This window comes from Mumia sp. (assembly GCF_028803055.1).
Classification (GTDB): Bacteria; Actinomycetota; Actinomycetes; order Propionibacteriales; family Nocardioidaceae; genus Mumia.
In genome coordinates this window covers 1-19,130 of record NZ_JARBCJ010000001.1, presented here as the reverse complement: position 1 = coordinate 19,130, position 19,130 = coordinate 1, and the positions used below count along the sequence as shown (strand labels likewise).

Genomic DNA, 19,130 nt, shown 5'->3' with positions numbered 1-19,130 from the left:
GCCTCCGTGCGAATCCTTAGGGTCGGACGGGTGACCGAGGCGATGCTCGAGGCTCGAGGACTGCGCAAGGCGTACGGCGACTTCGAGGCCGTGCGCGGGATCGACGTGACCGTGCAGCGGGGTGAGGCGTTCGGGTTCCTCGGTCCCAACGGTGCGGGCAAGTCGTCGACGATGCGCATGGTGGCGGCGGTGTCGCCGATCAGCGGCGGCTCCCTGCGGATCCTCGGGATGGACCCCGCGACCGACGGGCCTGCCATCCGCGCACGGATCGGGGTGTGCCCGCAGGAGGACTCGCTCGACGGCGACCTGACCGTCCGCGACAACCTCGTGGTCTATGCCCGCTACTTCGGGATCAGCCGTCGCGACGCGGCCCGCAAGGCCGACGAGCTGCTGGAGTTCGTCCACCTCACCGAGAAGGCCGACGGCATGGTCGAAGACCTGTCGGGTGGCATGAAGCGGCGCCTGACGATCGCCCGCTCGCTCGTGAACGAGCCCGAGGTGCTCCTCCTCGACGAGCCCACCACCGGTCTCGACCCGCAGGCGCGACACGTGGTCTGGGACCAGCTCCACCGTCTCAAGCAGACCGGGGTGACCATCGTCTTGACGACGCACTACATGGACGAGGCCGAGCAGCTGTGCGACCGGCTCGTCGTCATGGACAACGGCGTGATCGCCGCAGAGGGCTCGCCGTTGTCGCTGATCGCCCGCTACGCGACCCGGGAGGTCGTCGAGCTGCGCATGGGCGTGGGCGAGAACGACGACGCCGCTGCCCAGGTCGGTGATCTCGCCGAGCGCGTCGAGGTGCTCCCGGACCGGGTTCTGCTCTACGTCGCCGACGGCGAGAAGGTCCTCGAGGAGGCGGTGGCGCGCGGGCTGGAGCCGCTGAGCACGCTCGTGCGCCGCTCGTCCCTGGAGGACGTGTTCCTGCGCCTGACCGGACGGGCGCTGGACGAGTGAGCACCACCGGCACACGCCCGACCGCAGGTGTCCGTACGCCCACGGGGACGCCGACCGCCTGGCAGGCGTTGGTGCGTCAGGTGCCCTACTACACGACCGTGGTCCGACGGACATGGCGCGGCTCGGCCTTCTCGTACACGGTCCTCCCCGCGCTGGTGCTGGCGTCCCTCGGCCTCGGGCTCGGCGGCTTCGTCGATGACGGGACCCAGGGCGGTGGCGAGGGTACGGCGGCACTCGGTGGCCTGTCGTACCTCGCCTACATCGCTCCCGGCATGGTCGCGGTCACCGCCGTGATGGCCGGCGCCGGGGAGAGCACGTTCCCGGTCTATGCGGGCTTCACCTGGAACAAGATCTACTTCGCGATGCGCTCCACCTCGTTGCAGGTGAGGGACATCGTCAACGGCGTGGTCGTCTACGTCGCGGTTCGCGTGCTGATCGCGGTCGGGCTGATCACGGTGGTCGTCGCGCTCTTCCAGGTGATCGGCAGCGTGCTGGGCGCTGCGGCGCTCGTGGGCGCGGCCGTCCTCGTCGGCGCCGCCCACGCGGCACCGATCATCGCCTACGCCGGATGGGCGCACGAGGACACCGCGCTCGGGCTGGTGTACCGCGTGGGGGTGATCCCGATGACCCTCTTCTCCGGTGCGTACTTCCCGGTCGAGCAGCTCCCCGCCGTCGTCGAGGCCGTCGCGAAGGCGCTCCCGGTGTGGCACGGGGTCGAGCTGTGCCGGATGGCGACCACCGGCGACGTCACGTCCGCCGCGTGGGTCCATGTCCTCTACCTGCTGGTGGTCACAGGCGTCGGCTGGGCGCTGGCACAACGGCAGTTCGACCGACGGCTGGGGAGGGTCTGATGGTCTCGACGACAGCGCTGCGGCGTACGGGGCCGTCCCGCACGCCACGGCCGAGCCCGTACCCGCTGCTCGAACGCCACGTCCGCGTCTATCGTCGCGCGCCGGTGGCGTTCGCCTCGGGATTCCTGGAGCCGCTGTTCTACCTGCTCTCGATCGGTGTCGGGATCGCGGCGCTCGTGGGCGAGGTGACCCTCGACGACGGGCGCACCATCGGCTACACCGCCTTCCTCGCACCGGCGATGCTCGCGACGCAGGCCATGAACGGCGCGATCTTCGACGCGACCTTCGGGTTCTTCTTCCGGCTCAAGTACGAGAAGCTCTACGACGCCGTGCTCGCGACCCCGCTGCGACCGGTGGACGCCGCGGTCGGCGAGGTGCTGTGGGCGACGACCCGGGGATCGGCGTACGCCGCCGTGTTCGTGGTCATCATGGTGGCGCTCGACCTGACCTCCTCGTGGTGGACGGTGCTGGCCCTGCCGGCCGCACTGCTGGTCGCGTTTGGGTTCGCGTCCGCGGGGCTCGCTCTGACCACGTGGATGCGGTCGTGGCAGGACTTCGAGTTCATCCAGGTGGCGATCATGCCGATGTTCTTCCTGTCGGCGACGTTCTATCCGCTGTCTGCCTATCCCGAGGGCATGCAGCTGCTCGTGCAGGTCACGCCGCTCTATCAGGCCGTCGACCTGATCCGGTCCTTGACGACCGGCGACGTGGGCCCGGGGCTCCTGCTGCCGGTGGCCTACTTCGTGGTCATGGGCGTGCTCGGCCTGCGCGTCGCCGGGCGCCGGGTCGGGCTGCTGATCCTGCGGTGAGCGTCAGGTCGCGAGGACCTCGGTGACGACGCGCTGGAGCTCGGCACGTCGATGCTGCAGACCGAGCACCTCGCCGCAGTCGTTCATGGTGTCGCGGAAGAGCGCTCCGGAGGTGACGATGTCGCTGTCGATGTGGCCGAAGACCTCCAGGGCCGTCGTGCCGTAGAGGCGCGCCCATGCGCGGACGAAGGACCAGGAGGCCTCGGTGGGGACCTCGGGGGCGAGCCCGGCCCACCGGGAGGCCGAGAGGCCTCCGTCGGACGGTGCGGGCACCTGCCCGGTCTCGGGATAGCCCTGGACGTCCCAGAGCGCGACGACGAGCCGACCGAAGAAGCTGCCGAAGCGGTGGGCCGCGGCGGTGCACTCGGCACCGATGGGTGGAGCGCCGGGCGGAGGCTCGACGTGTCCTCCGAGGAGGTCGGCGCCGAGGTCGACGGACTTGGCGCTGCTCGTGATCGGGTTCGCGAAGGTGAGCCCGAACTCCTGGCGGTGGCGCAGCGACCACTGGCGGAAGGCCGTGGAGCCGGCCACCACCTGCGCGGCGGGGTCTCCCTCGTACGGGGCCGCAGCATCCTCGAGCGTGGCGAGGAGGTCGTCGTAGACCTGCGCGGCGACACGGAGGGTGAGGTCCTCGAGGTTGCTGACGTAGCGGTAGAGCGCCGGTGCGGTCATCCCCATCGTCTGCGCCACCGCCCGGAGCGAGATGTCGTGCGTCTCGACGAGAAGCGTGCGCGCCGTCCGCACGATCTCGTCGAGCGTCGCCTGACGCTGCTGGTCTCGCCGTGTCGGTGGCTTGACGGTCACGTTCTCACCCTGCGTCGTCATGGCCCCTACCTTGGCAGGCCGGTCGGCTGTGTCGTTGACCCCTTGACATCGATGATCATGCTTCAGCATAGTGAACACCGTTAGCAGTGAATCATGTTAACAAACGTGAACACTATTCATCGCGTGATGCAGGGGGAGTCCGATGGAACGGTGGGGGCGCTTCGTCGCACGACGAGCCGGATGGGTGGTCGGCCTGGGGCTGCTCGTGCTGGCGGCAGCCGGCGCGTACGGGACAGGGGTGTTCGCCGCCCTCAGCTACGGCGGCTTCGACGACCCCGGGAGCGAGTCCTACCGGGCCTCGGAGCTGATCGACGACTCGGTCGGTCGTCACGGAGCCGACGTCGTCGCGGTCTACGAGAGCGACGAGATGACGGTGGATGCGGCGCCCTTCCGTGCGGCGGTCACCGAGGTCGTCGAGGGTCTGCCGGACGAGGCCGTCGAGCAGGTCATGGTCTACGGCGCCCCGGGGACCGACGCCCTCGTCTCGGCGGACCGGCACGCCACGAGCGTCGTCATCACGCTCGCCGGCGACGACGAGGACGCCGTGCTCGAGGCGTACGACGAGGTCCGGCCGGCGCTCGACGGGGCTGCGGTCGAGAACGGCACGCTCGACCTCGCCGTCGCGGGGCAGTCGGCGGTCTTCGACGACGTCAGCACGACCGTCTCGCAGGACATCGCCCGGGCGGAGATGCTGTCGATGCCTCTCGTGCTGCTGCTGAGCCTGGTCGTCTTCGGCTCCGTGGTCGCGGCCCTCATGCCGGTCGGGGTCGGCGCCGTCGCGGTGCTCGGTGCGTTCGCCGTGGTCCGGCTGCTCACCACCGTGACCGACGTGTCGGTCTTCGCCCTCAACATCATCACGCTGCTCGGGCTGGGGCTGGCCATCGACTACGCCCTCTTCGTGGTGAGCCGTTTCCGCGAGGAGCTCGCCGTCCGGGACGCGGGCGATCGCGGTCAGGTGCAGGACGCCGTGGGGGCGACGATGCGTACCGCCGGCCGTACGGTGCTCTTCTCCGGCCTCACCGTCGCCGTCGCGATGTCCGCGCTCCTCGCCTTCCCGCAGACCTTCCTGCGCTCGATGGCCTACGGCGGGATGGCGGCCGTCGTGGTCGCGATGGTTGCGGCGCTGACTCTCCTGCCGGCGACCCTCGCGCTGCTCGGTCGGCGGATCGAGGCCGGCGCGATGCCGTGGCGGCGTCGGGCGCGGCGTACCTCCCAGGGGTGGGCACGCTTCGCGCACGCCGTCATGCGGCGACCGGTGGTGAGCCTGGCGCTCGTGACCGGATTCCTCCTCCTGCTCGCGAGCCCGTTCCTCTCGGCGACCTGGGGCGGGGTCGACTACCGAGCGCTGCCGTCGGACGCGCCGTCGAGGATCGCCACCGAGAAGCTCGACACCGACTTCGGGGGACCGAGCAGCAGTGCTGATGTCTTCCTCGCCAGCACCGAGCGGACGGAGGTGGCCTCGTACGCCGCCGACCTGCGCGCCGTGGACGGCGTCACCCAGGTGCGGCCGGTCGCCGAGGGTGGGGGAGGCACGCTCATCGACGTCGACTGGACCGGGACGTCACAGAGTGCTGCCTCGCAGGAGCTTGTCCGCAGCCTCCGGGCCGTCGACGCTCCCGCCGATGCGTACGTCGGAGGGAGGAGCGCGGAGACCGTCGACATGCTCGACGGGATCGCCGACCGCTTGCCGCTGATGGGGAGCCTCATCGTCGTCGCGATGCTCGTGCTGCTGTTCCTCGCCTTCGGGTCGGTGGTGCTGCCCGTCAAGGCGGTGCTGGTCAACATCGTCTCGATCACGGCGGCATTCGGCGTCGTGACGTGGGTGTTCGCCGACGGCAACCTCGAGGGCCTGCTCGGCTACAGCTCGACCGGCTACCTCGACGGGACCCAGCCGATCCTCATGGCCGCGATCCTCTTCGGGCTGTCGATGGACTACGAGATCTTCCTGCTGTCGCGGATCCGCGAGGAGTGGGACGCCACCGGAGACAACGAGGTCGCGGTGGCGAGGGGTGTCCAGAAGACGGGCCGCATCATCACCAGCGCCGCGCTGCTGCTCGCGGTGGTGACCGGAGCGTTCGCGACGTCGGGCATCGTGTTCATCAAGATGGTCGGCGTCGGCATGCTCGTGGCGCTGATCGTCGACGCCACCCTGGTCCGCCTTCTGATGGTCCCCGCGACGATGAAGCTCCTCGGCCGGGCGAACTGGTGGGCGCCGGGCCCGTTGCGCCGGTGGTGGGAGCGGCACGGCCTGCGTGAGGGCGGCACGGTCCCCGTGGCGGGAGGCGCCACGGACGACCGTGTGGGCCGTGCCCGCATACTGGCCGAGTGAGGCACAGTGAGCTCTGGGAACGCATGGAGAGGCACCTCGGGGGCGGCTACGCCCAGGTGTGGGCCGACCAGCAGGTGCTGGCCGAGCTCGGAGGGCGGACGGTGTCCGAGGCGCTCGATGCAGGCGACGCACCCAAGACGGTGTGGCGCGCCGTCTGGTCCTCCCTCGGGCTCCCACCGGCGGAGCGCTGACGCACCGAGACAGAGTCGGGACGTGCTGGCAGACTCGGCAGGCATGGATGCCCCGCTGACTCCCGAGGTCGCCGTCATCGGCGGCACCGGCTTCTACACCTTCCTCGACGACGTCCACGAGGTCGACGTCGACACCCCGTACGGCCTGCCGTCGGGGCCGATCGCCCTCGGCACGGTGCCGACCGAGGACGGCCCGCGCGCGGTCGCGTTCCTCCCGCGGCACGGCCCCGGCCACCGCTACCCGGCGCACGCTGTGCCGTACCGGGCGAACCTCTGGGCGCTGCGCAGCCTCGGCGTGCGCCAGGTGCTGGCGCCGTGCGCGGTCGGCGGGCTGCAGCCCGAGCTGGGGCCGGGCACTCTGGTGGTCCCGGACCAGCTCGTGGACCGGACGACCAACCGCAACCAGACGTTCTACCACTCGGGTGCCGTGCACATCGGGTTCGCCGACCCGTACTGTCCGCGGCTCCGTACGGCGCTCGTCGACGGAGCGCCGGGTGGTGCCGTCGACGGGGGCGCGCTGGTCGTGATCGAGGGTCCGCGGTTCTCGACCCGGGCCGAGTCGCAGTGGTACTCCCGCGAGGGCTGGTCGATCATCGGCATGACCGGGCACCCCGAGGCGGTCCTGGCCCGCGAGCTCGCGCTCTGCTACGCCACGGTCGCGCTCGTCACCGACCTCGACGCCGGGGTGGAGGCGGCGGAGGCGGTGAGCCACCAGGAGGTGCTGCGTGTCTTCGGCGAGCACCTCGACACGCTCCGCGACGCGTTGCGCGGGGTGGTCGGCGCGGTCGGGTCGGACCGTACGTGCGACTGCGCGAGCGCCCTCGACGGTCTCGACCTGCCGATCACGCTGCCGTGAGGGTCCTCGTCACCGGGTCGGCCGGCTTCGTCGGCGGCCACGTGGTGACGGCGCTCGAGCGGGCAGGGCACGACGTCGTCGGCCTCGACCTCCTGCTTCCGCTCGCTCACGGACCGGACGCGAAGGTGCCCGAAGGCACGCGGCTCGGCGACGTACGATCGGCCGCCGACGTCGATGCCGCGCTCGCCGGCGTCGACGTCGTGTGCCACCAGGCCGCGATGGTCGGCAACGGCGTGGATGCCCAGGACATGCCGGGGTACGCCGACCACAACGACCACGGCACCGCGGTCCTGCTCGCGGCGATGGCCCGCGCCGGCGTCGGGCGGCTGGTCTTCGCGTCGTCGATGGTCGTCTACGGAGACGGTCGCTACACGTGTCCCGAGCACGGAGACGTCACGCCGGCGGCACGACGCGCGGTGGACCTCTCCGAGGGCCGGTACGACCCCGGCTGCGGCATCTGCGGGCGCGAGGTGTCGTGGCGGGAGGTCGACGAGTCCGTGCCCTTCGCCCCGCGCAGCACCTACGCCGCCTCGAAGGTCGCGCAGGAGCACTACGCGCAGGCGTGGTGCCTGCTGGCGGGGGCGTCGGCGGTGGCGCTGCGCTACCACAACGTGTACGGGCCAGGGATGCCCGCGGACACGCCGTACGCCGGCGTGGCAGCGATCTTCCGCTCGTCGCTTGCCCGTGGGGAGGCGCCGAGGGTCTTCGAGGACGGAGGCCAGCTCCGCGACTTCGTGCACGTGCGCGACGTGGCCCGCGCCAACGTCGCGGCCGTCGAGCGCGTGGTCGAGCAGGGCCCGGCGGTGCGCGCGTACAACGTGGCGTCAGGGCATCCGACGACGCTCGGCGTGATGGCGCAGGTCCTTGCCGCCGCCGCCGGAGGGCCCGCGCCCGAGCTCACCGGTGACTTCCGCCCGTACGACGTCCGCCACGTCGTCGCCTCGCCGCGGCGAGCGCGCGAGGAGCTGGGGTTCGTGGCGGAGATCAGCCCGGAGGACGGGCTCGCCGAGCTGGCGACCGCGCCGCTGCGAGAGCGCTGACGCCGCCGAGCCGCCCGCCAGACCTCACCACCGCGTCAGGAGCAGGTGCTGGACGGCGAGGGCGGCAACCACCTGAGCGATGACGAACGGCGTACGCAGACGAGGGCTGAGCAGGGCCGGGGCGACGAGCGCCCACAGGGCGAACGGAAGCCAGATCCGCTCGACCTCGGCCTTGCTCATCCCTGAGAGCGTCGCCAGCAGCACGCACGCGAGCCCGCTGATCGCGAGCACCGACACGGCCACCGTCCCGCGATCCGGCCGTGGTCGTGCCACCACCGATCGCCCAGCCTCCGCGAGGCCGGCCCAGCCGGCGAGCCCGATGGTGAAGGTCCAGGCCGCGAGGTTGGCCCACACCCAGTAGCCGTAGGGCCGGTCCGAGGCGACCCCGTCGTAGTAGCGCTCCCTCAGGACCGCGTACCCCTCCCACCAGGCGAAGCCCGCGAGCGTGAACCCGGCGGCGACCGCGACGGCCCCGAGCGCGGCCCAGAGCACGGGCCGCGGCCGGCGTGTGAGAAGGACGACCGCGAGGGCGAGCACGGCGAGGAGGACCAGGCCGTACGACAGGTAGACGCAGGCACCGAGGACGACGCCTGCGGCGACGCCCGACGCGATCTCGACGCCCGTGCGTCTCGTGGTGAGCGAGACCGCGAGCAGGGCGAGACCCCAGGCGGCGACGGCCATGAAGACGGCGTCGGCGCTCACCCCGACCCAGACCGCGGCCGGCGCCAGCACCCACCAGATGCCCGCCCGCCGGGCCCAGTCCTCACCCGCGACGCGGCGTACGACGACGGCCGCAGCGACGAAGGCCGTGCAGCCGAGCGTGAGGACCGTCATCGCGATGGTGACCGGATCGGTGATGCCGAGCCGGTCGATGCCGACGAACATCAGGAGCGCGCCGGGAGGGTGACCGGCGACGTGGATGCCCCAGTTGTCGGCGGCATCGACCGGGATGCGGTCGACGAACCCGGCGAGCATGGCGCTCACGTCCGTGACGGCCTGCGCGTCGGCGACGTACTCGCCGCGACGGGCGAAGACGGCGCCGAGGCCGTCCTCGCCGTCGACGAGGGCAAGGGCGACGGTCCAGCTCCAGGCCGCGACGAACAGCGCGCCGAGATAGACGGGCCAGCGCAGGGCCGACACGCGCGGCCACGCGAGGAGGACGACCAGCGCGACGGCGAGTGGGAGCCATGACGTCGCGGTGAGCCGTGGCATCCAGTTCGCGTGAAGGGGCGGGAAGCGGGGGAGACCCGAGATCCCGTTGTGCACGAACGTGCCCGTCACGGCCGGCCAGAGCATCGCTGCGGCGACGAGCACGAGCCCTGTCGCGGCGCCCGCGAGGGCGGTTCGGCTCCGACTGTCGGGGCGGCTGGTCATCTGGACACCGTAGGCGTTGGCGCAGGCCTCGGGCACGGTGCGCGGGCGCGGCTGACGCCGTCGTCGACCCGGACGGATCGGACATCTCGCCCTAGGGTCGGACCATGACGGATGCGCGCGTGTGCGACCTCGTGGTGCCGTGCCGCGACGAGGCGCGGGCGCTCCCGGAGGCGCTCGCCCACGTGCCGGAGCGGTTCTCGGTGATCGTCGTCGACAACGGCTCGCGTGACGGCACGGCAGAGGTGGCGCGGGAGCTGGGCGCTCGTGTCGTCCACGAGGCCGTCGCGGGGTACGGGGCCGCCGTCGACGCGGGGGTTCGCGCGTCGCGTGCGCCGTACGTCGCTGTGATGGACGGCGACGGCTCGATGGACGCCGCCGACCTGGACCCGCTGCTCGACGCGGTGCTCGCCGGGCGGGCGACGATGGCGCTCGGGCGACGTCGACCCGTCTCCTCAGGTGTCTGGCCGTGGCACGCGCGGGCCGGTACGACACTGCTCGCTGCCTGGATCCGCCGATCCACCGGGCTCGCGCTGCACGACCTGGCGCCGATGCGGGTGTGCCCCCGCGAGGACCTGGTGGCGCTCGACCTGCGGGACCGGCGGTTCGGCTACCCGCTGGAGCTCATGCTGGGGGCGGCTCGCGCCGGCTGGACGGTGGAGGAGCACGACATCGCCTACCGCGCGCGTGCGGCCGGGACGCGGTCGAAGGTCAGCGGGTCGGTGCGGGGGACGGTGCGGACCGCGCTCGACTTCGCGAAGGTCATGAGATGACCGCGTCGACGCTGCTGGTGGTCGCGAAGGCGCCGGAGCCAGGGGTCGCGAAGACCCGCCTGGCCGGACGGACCGGAGCCGACGTCGCGGCGCGGTTCGCGGCGGCCGCCTTCCTGGACACGCTGGAGACCGTGTCGGTGCTCGGCTGGCCGGTGGTGGTCGCCCCCACCGGCGCCCACAACCCGGCAGCCCCCGGTGAACACCGCCCTGCCGCGTGCGCGCCGCACCGGGTGGTCGCCCAGCGGGGGACCACCTTCGGCCAGCGCCTGGTCAACGCTCACGAGGACGCCGACGCAGGCGCCGGGGTCGTCCAGATCGGCACGGACACCCCGCAGGCGACGACCGCCGACCTCATCGCGGTCGCGGACGGTCTGCAGTCCCACGAGGCCGTGCTCGGCCCCGCCGCCGACGGGGGCTGGTGGGCGCTCGGGGTCCGGTCGCCGCGCTGGGCTCGGCCCCTCAGCGACGTCGCGATGTCGCGATCCGACACCGGCGCCCGGACGTACGCGGCCCTGACGGCGGCAGGCGCGCGGGTCGGTGACGCGCCGGTCCTCACTGACGTCGACACGTGGGAGGACGCGCTGGCCCTCGTACGCACCGCCCCGAGGAGCAGGGCCGGGCGCGTGATCGCCGAGCTCGTCGCTGGTGGGGTGTCATGACCCTCTCCGAGGAGCGCCCAGTGACGGTACGGCCGCCGATGTCGTCGGGGGCGGTCGTGGACGCCGCCTTCCGCGGGGCGGCGGTCGAGATGGTCACCGCTCGTGGGACGGTCCTCTCGCTCCCGGTCGCTCGGTGGCGGGGTGAGGCGACCGAGTCCGACCGGCAGCTGTTCGTCGACCGGTGTGACGGGCCGACCCTCGACGTGGGCTGCGGGCCCGGCCGGCTCGCCGGGGCGCTCGCCGGACGCGGGGTGCACGCGCTGGGTCTCGACATCTCCGCGGAGGCGGTTCGCCAGGCACGCGGGCGTGGGGCGGCCGCGGTGCGCGGGGACGTGTTCGGCAGCGTCCCCGCGGCAGGGAGATGGCGGCACGCCCTGCTGGCCGACGGCAACATCGGCATCGGCGGGGACCCCGTCCGGCTGCTTCGGCGCGTGAGCGAGCTGGTCGGAGCCGGGGGCAGCGTGCTGGCCGAGGTCGAGTCACCCGGGGTCGGAGTCCGGAGCCACCACGTCCGTCTTCGTGCGGGTGGCCGCGAGAGCGCCCCGTTCGCCTGGGCGCGGGTCGGGGTCGACGGGATCGGCGCCGTGGCGCGCAGGGCGGGTCTGGTGTGGTGCGGTCTGCGCCTGCACGGGGGCCGGCGAGTCGCGGAGCTCGCGGTCGAGGAGTGAGCGGCCGCCGTCCCGCTGCTGGTGGTCAAGCTGGCCACCTGCGACGGCGATCGCCGCGGGAGATAGTGGGGACAAGGCCGCGACGCGGCTATCGACCACCGAGGAGTCACATGGATCTCAAGCAGCTGGCCAAGGAAACGTTCGACCGGATCGCGCACGGCGTCGCCGGAAGCACCGACCCCGCGATCCCCGGAGCACCGGGGCCGGAGCCCGCCAGTCTCGCTGAGCCCACAGAGCCGAGGCCACCGTTGCCGCCCAAGGCCGACCAGAGCGCCCCGGCGACCCGCACCGCCACCGGCGTGGAGACCGGCGCACCCGTGACCGCCCGGTCGCAGCAGGAGACCTACCTGACGACGTCGACCGGTGTCCGCCTTCGTGACACCGACCACTCCCTCAAGGCAGGGGAGCGGGGCCCGACGCTGCTCCAGGATCACCACCTGCGGGAGAAGATCACGCACTTCGACCACGAGCGCATCCCCGAGCGCGTGGTGCACGCCCGCGGTGCCGGCGCGCACGGCGTGTTCGTGGGCTACGGCACCGCCGACGCGGTGTGCAAGGCAGGGTTCCTGCGCGAGGGCGTCGAGACACCCACGTTCGTACGCTTCTCGACCGTGCTCGGCTCGCGCGGCTCGGCGGACACGGTCCGTGACACGCGAGGCTTCGCGACCAAGTTCTACACCGACGAGGGCAACTTCGACCTCGTCGGCAACAACATCCCGGTGTTCTTCATCCAGGACGGCATCAAGTTCCCCGACGTCATCCACGCCGGCAAGCCGCACCCCGACCGGGAGATCCCCAGGCGCAGAGCGCCCACGACACCTTCTGGGACTTCGTCTCGCTGCACACCGAGGCGCAGCACCACACCATGTGGAACATGTCCGACCGTGGCATCCCGCGCTCCTACCGGATGATGGAGGGCTTCGGGGTCCACACCTTCCGCGTGGAGAACGCGGCGGGGGAGACCTCGCTGGTGAAGTTCCACTGGAAGCCGCGCCTCGGCGTGCACTCGCTGACGTGGGAAGAGGCGCAGATGATCGGTGGCATCGACCCCGACTTCCACCGCCGTGACCTCTATGACGCGATCGAGGCCGGGGCGTACCCCGCCTGGGAGCTGGGCCTGCAGGTCTTCCCGGACAACCCCGAGCAGGTCTTCGAGGGGATCGACCTCCTCGATCCGACCAAGATCGTGCCCGAGGAGCTGGCGCCGGTGCAGCCGGTCGGCCTGATGGTGCTGACCGCGAACCCGACCAACTTCTTCGCCGAGACCGAGCAGGTCGCGTTCCACGTCGGCCACCTGGTGCCCGGCATCGACGCGACCGACGACCCGCTGGTGCAGGCGCGGCTGTTCTCGTACGTCGACACGCAGCTGACTCGGCTCGGTGGGCCGAACTTCAACCAGCTCCCCGTCAACCGGCCGCACACCGAGGTCAACGACATGTTCCGCGACGGCTTCCACCAGCACGCGGTGCACGCGGGCGTGGCGCCGTACAAGCCGAACTCGCTCGACGGCGGGTGTCCGTTCCACGCGGGTGCCGACGTCGAGGGCTCGTTCGAGCACCTCGCGGTGCGGGTGGCCGAGGGCACCAAGGTGCGCGCCCAGCCCGCGTCGTACGACGACCACTACAGCCAGGTGCGGCTGTTCTGGAAGAGCATGACGCCGGTGGAGCAGGAGCACATCATCCGTGCCTACACCTTCGAGCTCGGCAAGTGCTACGAGCAGGCGATCAAGGAACGCCAGCTGCAGTGCCTGGCCAACATCGACCCGGTGCTCTGCCAGGAGGTCGCGACCGGCCTCGGGCTGCCGGCGCCGTCGCCGACGGTCGAGCTGATCGAGCCCGTCACGAGTCCTGCGCTGTCGCAGGTGGGCGAGCCGTGGCCGGCCGACGGCCGGATGGTCGGCATCGTGGTCGACCCCCAGGGTGACCTCTCCGGTGTCGAGGAGGTTCGTACGGCGATCTTCACGGCCGGCATGGTGCCGCTGGTGATCGCGCCGCACGGCGGGATGATCGGTGACGGCATCGCCGTGCAGCGTACGTTCGCGACCGCTCGGTCCGTGGAGTTCGACGCCGTCCTGGTCGCCGGAGCCCCGGTGCCGGCCCCGGACGCCCTGCCGAACCGCGACGAGAAGGCGGGCGCGGCCGACACGGTCACCATCGATCCGCGCGTCGTGCTGCTGGTCGAAGAGTGCTTCCGGCACGCGAAGGTCATCGGTGCCTGGGGCGCCGGTACGGCCGTGCTCGACGCCGCCGGCTACGTCGGCGGACCGGGCATCGTCCGGGGTGAGAGCGGCGCCGAGGTGCTCGGCCAGGTCCAGGAGGACATGGCTATGCACCGGGTGTGGGAGCGGTTCGCCGTCTCCGTCTGACCTGTCTGAACCGACGTCGGCCCCCGGCCGTGACGCTGAGCCGTGCTGCTCAGCACCTCACGGACGGGGGCCGACGTGTCGGTTCCGGGGGGATCGGTGGCGAAGACATCCCCAGCGCGGTCGACACGCGACACTCGGCGTGTCGGTAGTCGCATCGAACACGTGTTCGGACTAGAGTCGTCCCCAGGTCGACGAGCAGGCCCGGACTCCACAGCACACGTGCGAGACGCACGAAGTGTCGGTGCCGGCCCCTAACGTCGTAGATGACCGGCGGATACGAGAGACAAGGGACCACGCTGATGGCTGCTGACCCGGGCAAGGGAGCACCGAAGGACCGCGACAAGGCACTCGACACGGCAATGGCCCAGATCGAGCGTTCGCACGGCAAGGGATCGGTGATGCGCCTCGGCGAGCGTGGCAAGATCCCGATCGAGGTCATCCCCACCGGGGCGACCTCGTTGGACATCGCCCTCGGCATCGGCGGGCTCCCGCGCGGCCGGATCGTCGAGATCTACGGCCCAGAGTCCTCCGGCAAGACGACCGTCGCCCTCCACGCGGTGGCCAACGCACAACGCGCCGGTGGCATCGCGGCGTTCATCGACGCGGAGCACGCGCTCGATCCCGACTACGCCAAGGCCCTCGGTGTCGACACCGACGCCCTCCTCGTGTCCCAGCCGGACTCCGGAGAGCAGGCGCTCGAGATCGCCGACATGCTGATCCGTTCCGGTGCGCTCGACATCATCGTCATCGACTCCGTCGCCGCTCTGGTGCCACGCGCCGAGATCGAGGGCGAGATGGGTGACAGCCACGTCGGTCTGCAGGCTCGACTGATGAGCCAGGCGCTGCGCAAGCTGACCGGCGCGCTCCATGGTGCCGGCACGACCGCGATCTTCATCAACCAGCTCCGCGAGAAGATCGGCGTCATGTTCGGCTCGCCCGAGACCACGACGGGCGGCAAGGCGCTCAAGTTCTACGCCTCGGTCCGTCTCGACGTGCGACGGATCGAGACGCTCAAGGACGGCACCGACATGGTCGGCAACCGCACCCGCTGCAAGGTCGTCAAGAACAAGATGGCCCCGCCGTTCAAGCAGGCCGAGTTCGACATCATGTACGGCCAGGGCATCAGCCGAGAGGGCAGCCTCCTCGACGTCGGCGTCGATGCAGGCTTCGTCCGCAAGGCCGGCGCTTGGTACACGTACGAGGGCGACCAGCTCGGCCAGGGCAAGGAAAACGCGCGCAGCTTCTTGCGTGACAACCCCGACCTCGCCAACGAGCTCGAGAAGCGGATCATGGAGCACCTCGGCATCGGAGCCACGGTGGACGAGCCGACCGACGCCGTGGCCGCTGACGCCGTGGTCGCCGGTGCGGCCGCGGGGACGCGTGCAGGTGCTGCGGGCAAGTCAGCCAAGGCCGGCAAGGCTGCGGTCGACTTCTGAGCATGGCGCGCACGCAGCGCTCGGGATCCTGGGGCCGCCGGGATCCCGAGCCGGACGCCGACCGGGACCTCGGTCCGGAGCCCGACCACGAGGCCGTGGCACGCAAGATCCTCCTGGACCGGTTGGCTGAGCGTCCGCGATCCCGAGCGGAGCTGGCCGCGCAGCTCGCGCGGCGCAACGTTCCTGACGAGATCGCCGAGAGGATGCTCGACCGGTTCGAGCAGGTCGGGCTCGTCGACGACGAGGAGTTCGCCCAGCTGTGGGTGCGCTCCCGGCAGCAGTCGCGTGGCCTCGCGGGACGGGCGTTGGCGCTCGAGCTCCGGCGCAAGGGGATCGACGACGAGATCGTGCGCGACACGATCGACACCCTCGACCCGGAGTCGGAGGAGGACGCCGCCCGTGCCGTCGTCCGCAAAAAACTCCGCTCCATGCGCAATCTCGACGAGCAGGTCAAGGTGCGACGACTTGTCGGTGCGCTCGGTCGCAAAGGCTATGGCCCCGGCATCGCCTACCGGATCGTCCGTGAGGAGGTCGGCGCGGCCGACGACTCGATGGAGGCCGAGGGCTGGCAGGACGGCCCCTGACACGTCGGACGGCCACCCGCCGACGTGTCAGCATGGAGCGGTGCGCACTGCCGTCGTCGGTGTATCGCTGGTCCTGCTCCTCGCCGCGTGCAGTGCGAGGGAGGCCGACGACGAACCGTCCTCGCCAGGCCCCGCGCCTGCGACCTCGAGCGGTCCGTCAGCGGGGAGCTCGTCGCCGGCGAAGCCTCCGGGAGTAGCCCCGAGGGATACCGGCTCGCCCGGTGGCCCGGGTGAGCCGGGCACGGACGCCCCGTCCCCGGGAGAGCCGCCGAAGCCGGTCGCGCCGACGGCCGACGGATCGGCGATGCGGGCGGCCATCCGGCACCTGGCAATCCGGGTCGGTCCGCGAGAAGCCACCACTGCGGCCTTCCGCCAGGCAGCAGGCTGGTTCGGCGGGGAGATGCGGCGGCTTGGCTACACCGTGACGGAGGAATCGTTCGCCGTACCCGCTGGAGACTCGTGGGGGACGCCGGTGAGTGCGGGCGACTCCGTCAACGTGATCGCCGATCCGCCGGGCTTCGACGCCTCGCAGCCGCACCTGGTCGTCGGCGCCCATCTCGACACCATCGCGGTGTCGCCGGGGGCCGAGGACAACGCGTCCGGCGTGGCCGTCGTGCGTGAGCTCGCCCGCTTGGCGAGTGCGTACGGTACGAGGCTCCCCGTGCGGCTCGTCGCCTTCGGGGCCGAGGAGCCACGCGGTCCGGGTGACAGCCTGCACCACTTCGGGTCTCGGCACCGCGTCGCCGCGATGAGCGGCCCCGAACGCGCTGCGGTGCGGGCCATGGTCTCGCTCGACCGCGTGGGAGTCCGGGGTCGGACGGTGCCGGTCTGCGACGGCGGGACGAGCAACGGTCGCGTCGTCCGCTCGCTGGTCGCCGCGGCCGGCGGGATCCCGACGAGCACGTGCGAGGACCGCGCCAGCGACCACTGGTCGTACGAGAAGGCCGATGTCCCGGCCGCCCGGCTCGGAAGCATCCCGTATGCCGGATACCACTCCGCTGACGACCGCTCGGGCGTGGTGGACGATCGGCAGCTCCGCCGAGTCGCGACGATCGTCTGGCGCTGGATGCGATGAGGAGAGGTCAGGGCAGGGCGTAGGGACCGGTGCTGGTCTCCCACGCGGTCCTGAGGACGGTCTGCCCCCTCGCGCCCTGGACCGGGCGCGGCGTGAAGTCGTCGTCGATCACGTACGGCACCAGCTCGATGCCCTTGAGCTCGCCGTCCCACAGCACGAGCTCGAGGACCGCGCCCTCGCGGGTCCGCCGCTGGAAGTCCATGTCGAACACGAAGTTGCCGAGCGAGTGCACCACCAGCGTGTCACCGACCTGCTCGAGTCCTTGGAGCCAGTGCGGATGACCGCCCACCACGACGTCGGCGCCCGCCTGAGCGACCACGCGCGCGACGCGGCGCTGGGACGGCTCCGGCAGGTTGGTGTATTGAGTGCCCCAGTGGGTCAGCACGACCACCGTGTCGACCCGCGCGGCCAGCGAGCGGGTCTGAGCCTCGAGTCGTGCCAGTCGTCGCTCGTCCATCGGTCCGGTGCGGGGAGGCATGTCCAGTCGGCTCGTGCCCGGGCTGGTTGCGGTGGCAGCGGGCGTCTCGCCGATCGAGTCGACGGCGAGGAACCCGACTGACGTGTCGCCCCGCTCGATGATCACCGGGCGCTCCGCCTCCGTGCGGTCACGACCGGCGCCGACGTACGGGAGGCCACTGGAGCGCAGTCGGGCGAAGGTGTCGAGCATGGCGCGCTCGCCGAAGTCGCCGAGGTGGTTGTTGGCGAGGCTGACGAGGTCGAACCCCGCCGCCCGTAGGCCTCGTCGCACCGACGGATCGCCGCCGAAGGAGTCACCGCCCTGGGTGGGCGAGCCACGCCGTGACAACGTCGACTCCAGGTTCCCCACCGTGATGTCGGCACCCGCGAGGCGGCTTGCAAGCCGTCGGAACACGGCCGTGGGGTCGTCGGCCCGCCGGAGGAGGGACCCCACTCGTCGTCCGAGCATGATGTCACCCGTGATCGCGACGGTGACGACCTCGGGCTCGGGTGCGGGGGAGGCCTGCGGGGTCGTCAACGGATACGCCGCGGGGTGCCGGATCGGGTCCTTGCTCTCGACACGCACCGTGCGCACCGTCTCGTCGACGACGGACGCGGAGACATAGCCGACGGCATCCGGGTCGAGGCGGACCGCAGCGACGACGGCGGCAGCATCGGCGAGACGGTCGGCCGCCGGGACGTCGGAGCGGTCGGTGACCAGTCGGAGCTCGGAGGGTGGGCCGGTGCTGAGGAGCCGTAGTGCGCCCTCGTGAGTGAGGACGCGCAGGGGAGAGTGGTGATGGGTGACGAAGACCGGCGCGGCACCGGTCTCGGCCCGGGGCGAGGGCGCGGCGGACGTCGGTCGGTCCCGAGTCGGCGACTGCGCCGGCTCCGGAGCAGGTCCGATCGTGCACCCGACGGCGAGCAGGAGCACTGAGAGGGTCGACGCGGTGCGTCCCATGTCCTGAGGGTACGGCGGCGTCGTACCCTCAGGGCCATGTCCGACGCCGGATCACGCGGGATCGCCTTCCGCGCCATGCGCGAGCCGGATCTGGCGATGCTGGTCGGCTGGAGGAGTGCCCCTCACGTGCTCGCGTGGTTCCGTGATCCGCCGAAGGACGTCGATGAGGCGCGCGCACGGTACGCCGAGCGGCTCGCCGGAGAGCACCCGACATGCATGTGGGTGGTCGAGGTCGAGGGTGAGCCGGTCGGCTATGTCCAGGACTTCCCGGTCGCCTCCGACGACGACCTGGCCGTTCGGGTGCAGCTGCCGGGGGCCGTCGGGTTCGACTACCTGATCGGGCGCCCGGACCTGATCGGCGCCGGGCTGGGCACGCGGATGGTCGCGGCATACCTGACGGACGTCCTGCTGGCGGCCTACCCCGATGCGCCGTGGTTCGTCGCGTGCCCGGATGCGCGCAACGCCGCGTCTCTCAGGGTGCTCGGCAAGCTCGGATTCGAGCAGCGTCAGTGGATCCAGATGCCGGGGGAGGACTACGCCGACATCGTCTGCCGCCTCGCTCGCGACGGTGTCCACCGATTGTTACCGACGAGTAACCAATCCTGCTAGGGTGCCACTCGTGAACTCGACCCTCGCGATGTACGAGCGCCTGACGACCCTGCCTCTCGGTGGCCGCCTGTTCGACCTGGCGTTCAGTCTGAAGGCCCCGTACTTCCGGACCGTCCGCCCACGGATCCGCCAGATGAGGCCGCACCGAGCGGAGCTCGTGCTCCCGAAGCGGTGGGCCGTCAAGAACCACATCGGCACGGTCCACGCGATCGCCGTCTGCAACGGCCTCGAGGCCGCGATGGGCCTGCTGGCCGAGGCCACGGTCCCCGACGGCTATCGGTGGCTGCCCAAGGGCATGGACGTCTCCTATCTGGC

At 71.6% G+C, this 19,130-nt stretch carries 20 protein-coding genes; 17 read left to right on the top strand and 3 right to left on the bottom strand.

The window, feature by feature from the left end; translation table 11 throughout:
- The first annotated feature begins 42 nt into the window (after positions 1-42).
- From PV363_RS00100 to PV363_RS00090, 3 genes are read left to right on the top strand one after another with little or no spacing between them, the layout of a single operon-like run.
- Positions 43-957 (top strand): ABC transporter ATP-binding protein, encoded by a 915-nt coding sequence (locus PV363_RS00100; RefSeq protein ID WP_255559289.1) that lies wholly within the window; start codon positions 43-45, stop codon positions 955-957.
- Positions 954-1,808 carry an ABC transporter permease gene (locus PV363_RS00095; RefSeq protein ID WP_220341369.1) on the top strand — a complete coding sequence of 285 codons (855 nt, stop codon included), beginning with the start codon at positions 954-956 and terminating at the stop codon, positions 1,806-1,808. The genes PV363_RS00100 and PV363_RS00095 overlap by 4 nt, the downstream gene beginning before the upstream one ends.
- Positions 1,808-2,617 (top strand): ABC transporter permease, encoded by an 810-nt coding sequence (locus PV363_RS00090; protein WP_220341370.1) that lies wholly within the window; start codon positions 1,808-1,810, stop codon positions 2,615-2,617. Before PV363_RS00095 ends, PV363_RS00090 begins: the two co-directional genes overlap by 1 nt.
- A gap of 3 nt (positions 2,618-2,620) precedes the next feature.
- Here the strand turns inward: PV363_RS00090 and PV363_RS00085 are convergent, their stop codons facing one another.
- The gene (locus PV363_RS00085) at positions 2,621-3,442 is read right to left on the bottom strand and encodes a TetR/AcrR family transcriptional regulator (protein ID WP_220341371.1); all 822 of its coding nucleotides are present in this window, start codon (positions 3,440-3,442) and stop codon (positions 2,621-2,623) included.
- 142 nt (positions 3,443-3,584) lie between these two features.
- Between PV363_RS00085 and PV363_RS00080 the strand changes: the two genes are divergently transcribed.
- The 4 genes from PV363_RS00080 to PV363_RS00065 are packed head-to-tail and all read left to right on the top strand — an operon-like array spanning position 3,585 to position 7,858.
- Entirely contained in the window at positions 3,585-5,771 is a 2,187-nt protein-coding gene (locus PV363_RS00080; RefSeq protein ID WP_301021423.1) for an MMPL family transporter, read from the top strand.
- Positions 5,768-5,962 (top strand): DUF3046 domain-containing protein, encoded by a 195-nt coding sequence (locus PV363_RS00075; RefSeq protein ID WP_220341373.1) that lies wholly within the window; start codon positions 5,768-5,770, stop codon positions 5,960-5,962. The genes PV363_RS00080 and PV363_RS00075 overlap by 4 nt, the downstream gene beginning before the upstream one ends.
- Before the next feature lie 22 nt (positions 5,963-5,984).
- Positions 5,985-6,818 carry an S-methyl-5'-thioadenosine phosphorylase gene (locus PV363_RS00070; protein WP_308290356.1) on the top strand — a complete coding sequence of 278 codons (834 nt, stop codon included), beginning with the start codon at positions 5,985-5,987 and terminating at the stop codon, positions 6,816-6,818.
- Positions 6,815-7,858 carry an NAD-dependent epimerase/dehydratase family protein gene (locus PV363_RS00065; protein WP_301021422.1) on the top strand — a complete coding sequence of 348 codons (1,044 nt, stop codon included), beginning with the start codon at positions 6,815-6,817 and terminating at the stop codon, positions 7,856-7,858. The genes PV363_RS00070 and PV363_RS00065 overlap by 4 nt, the downstream gene beginning before the upstream one ends.
- 24 nt (positions 7,859-7,882) lie before the next feature.
- Here PV363_RS00065 and PV363_RS00060 read toward each other — a convergent pair whose 3' ends face one another.
- A complete protein-coding gene (locus tag PV363_RS00060) occupies positions 7,883-9,232 on the bottom strand; it encodes a hypothetical protein (RefSeq protein ID WP_220341375.1) in 1,350 nt (449 codons plus the stop codon).
- Between the two features lie 104 nt (positions 9,233-9,336).
- On the opposite strand from PV363_RS00060, the gene PV363_RS00055 reads away from it, so the two are divergent.
- The 8 genes from PV363_RS00055 to PV363_RS00020 all read left to right on the top strand — a co-directional run bounded on the left by PV363_RS00055 (position 9,337) and on the right by PV363_RS00020 (position 16,789).
- A complete protein-coding gene (locus PV363_RS00055; RefSeq protein WP_220341376.1) occupies positions 9,337-10,002 on the top strand; it encodes a glycosyltransferase family 2 protein in 666 nt (221 codons plus the stop codon).
- Positions 9,999-10,661: a DUF2064 domain-containing protein gene (locus tag PV363_RS00050; protein ID WP_301021421.1), complete on the top strand. Its 663-nt coding sequence runs from the start codon at positions 9,999-10,001 to the stop codon at positions 10,659-10,661. The genes PV363_RS00055 and PV363_RS00050 overlap by 4 nt, the downstream gene beginning before the upstream one ends.
- A gap of 20 nt (positions 10,662-10,681) precedes the next feature.
- Complete coding sequence (locus PV363_RS00045) at positions 10,682-11,329, top strand: class I SAM-dependent methyltransferase (RefSeq protein WP_301021420.1); 648 nt, start codon at positions 10,682-10,684, stop codon at positions 11,327-11,329.
- A gap of 110 nt (positions 11,330-11,439) precedes the next feature.
- Positions 11,440-12,240, top strand: a complete 801-nt coding sequence (locus tag PV363_RS00040; RefSeq protein WP_301021419.1) for a catalase — start codon at positions 11,440-11,442, stop codon at positions 12,238-12,240.
- Positions 12,204-13,694 (top strand): catalase, encoded by a 1,491-nt coding sequence (locus PV363_RS00035; RefSeq protein WP_366525432.1) that lies wholly within the window; start codon positions 12,204-12,206, stop codon positions 13,692-13,694. Before PV363_RS00040 ends, PV363_RS00035 begins: the two co-directional genes overlap by 37 nt.
- A 299-nt stretch (positions 13,695-13,993) precedes the next feature.
- Positions 13,994-15,130 (top strand): recombinase RecA, encoded by a 1,137-nt coding sequence (recA, locus tag PV363_RS00030; protein WP_220341380.1) that lies wholly within the window; start codon positions 13,994-13,996, stop codon positions 15,128-15,130.
- 2 nt (positions 15,131-15,132) lie between these two features.
- Positions 15,133-15,714, top strand: a complete 582-nt coding sequence (locus tag PV363_RS00025; RefSeq protein WP_220365334.1) for a regulatory protein RecX — start codon at positions 15,133-15,135, stop codon at positions 15,712-15,714.
- A 421-nt stretch (positions 15,715-16,135) separates the two neighbouring features.
- Positions 16,136-16,789 (top strand): M28 family peptidase, encoded by a 654-nt coding sequence (locus tag PV363_RS00020; RefSeq protein WP_301021418.1) that lies wholly within the window; start codon positions 16,136-16,138, stop codon positions 16,787-16,789.
- A gap of 7 nt (positions 16,790-16,796) precedes the next feature.
- Here the strand turns inward: PV363_RS00020 and PV363_RS00015 are convergent, their stop codons facing one another.
- A complete protein-coding gene (locus PV363_RS00015; RefSeq protein WP_301021417.1) occupies positions 16,797-18,206 on the bottom strand; it encodes a CapA family protein in 1,410 nt (469 codons plus the stop codon).
- 36 nt (positions 18,207-18,242) lie between these two features.
- Here PV363_RS00015 and PV363_RS00010 point away from each other — a divergent pair, with 36 nt between their 5' ends.
- Positions 18,243-18,815, top strand: coding sequence for a GNAT family N-acetyltransferase (locus PV363_RS00010; RefSeq protein WP_220341384.1), 573 nt, complete (start codon positions 18,243-18,245; stop codon positions 18,813-18,815).
- Positions 18,816-18,825: 10 nt separating this feature from the next.
- Positions 18,826-19,130, top strand: a 305-nt coding sequence (locus tag PV363_RS00005) for a hotdog fold domain-containing protein (RefSeq protein WP_301021416.1), incomplete at its 3' end; no start/stop codon positions are given.

Excerpts from the sequence above, each read along its gene's own strand:
- PV363_RS00100 (WP_255559289.1), top strand. The coding sequence starts at position 43 with ATGCTCGAGGCTCGAGGACTGCGCAAGGCGTACGGCGACTTCGAGGCC.
- PV363_RS00090 (WP_220341370.1), top strand. The coding sequence starts at position 1,808 with ATGGTCTCGACGACAGCGCTGCGGCGTACGGGGCCGTCCCGCACGCCA.
- PV363_RS00085 (WP_220341371.1), bottom strand. The coding sequence starts at position 3,442 with ATGACGACGCAGGGTGAGAACGTGACCGTCAAGCCACCGACACGGCGA.
- PV363_RS00080 (WP_301021423.1), top strand. The coding sequence starts at position 3,585 with ATGGAACGGTGGGGGCGCTTCGTCGCACGACGAGCCGGATGGGTGGTC.
- PV363_RS00060 (WP_220341375.1), bottom strand. The coding sequence starts at position 9,232 with ATGACCAGCCGCCCCGACAGTCGGAGCCGAACCGCCCTCGCGGGCGCC.
- PV363_RS00055 (WP_220341376.1), top strand. The coding sequence starts at position 9,337 with ATGACGGATGCGCGCGTGTGCGACCTCGTGGTGCCGTGCCGCGACGAG.
- PV363_RS00050 (WP_301021421.1), top strand. The coding sequence starts at position 9,999 with ATGACCGCGTCGACGCTGCTGGTGGTCGCGAAGGCGCCGGAGCCAGGG.
- PV363_RS00040 (WP_301021419.1), top strand. The coding sequence starts at position 11,440 with ATGGATCTCAAGCAGCTGGCCAAGGAAACGTTCGACCGGATCGCGCAC.
- PV363_RS00035 (WP_366525432.1), top strand. The coding sequence starts at position 12,204 with ATGTCCGACCGTGGCATCCCGCGCTCCTACCGGATGATGGAGGGCTTC.
- recA (WP_220341380.1), top strand. The coding sequence starts at position 13,994 with ATGGCTGCTGACCCGGGCAAGGGAGCACCGAAGGACCGCGACAAGGCA.
- PV363_RS00025 (WP_220365334.1), top strand. The coding sequence starts at position 15,133 with ATGGCGCGCACGCAGCGCTCGGGATCCTGGGGCCGCCGGGATCCCGAG.
- PV363_RS00015 (WP_301021417.1), bottom strand. The coding sequence starts at position 18,206 with ATGGGACGCACCGCGTCGACCCTCTCAGTGCTCCTGCTCGCCGTCGGG.
- PV363_RS00010 (WP_220341384.1), top strand. The coding sequence starts at position 18,243 with ATGTCCGACGCCGGATCACGCGGGATCGCCTTCCGCGCCATGCGCGAG.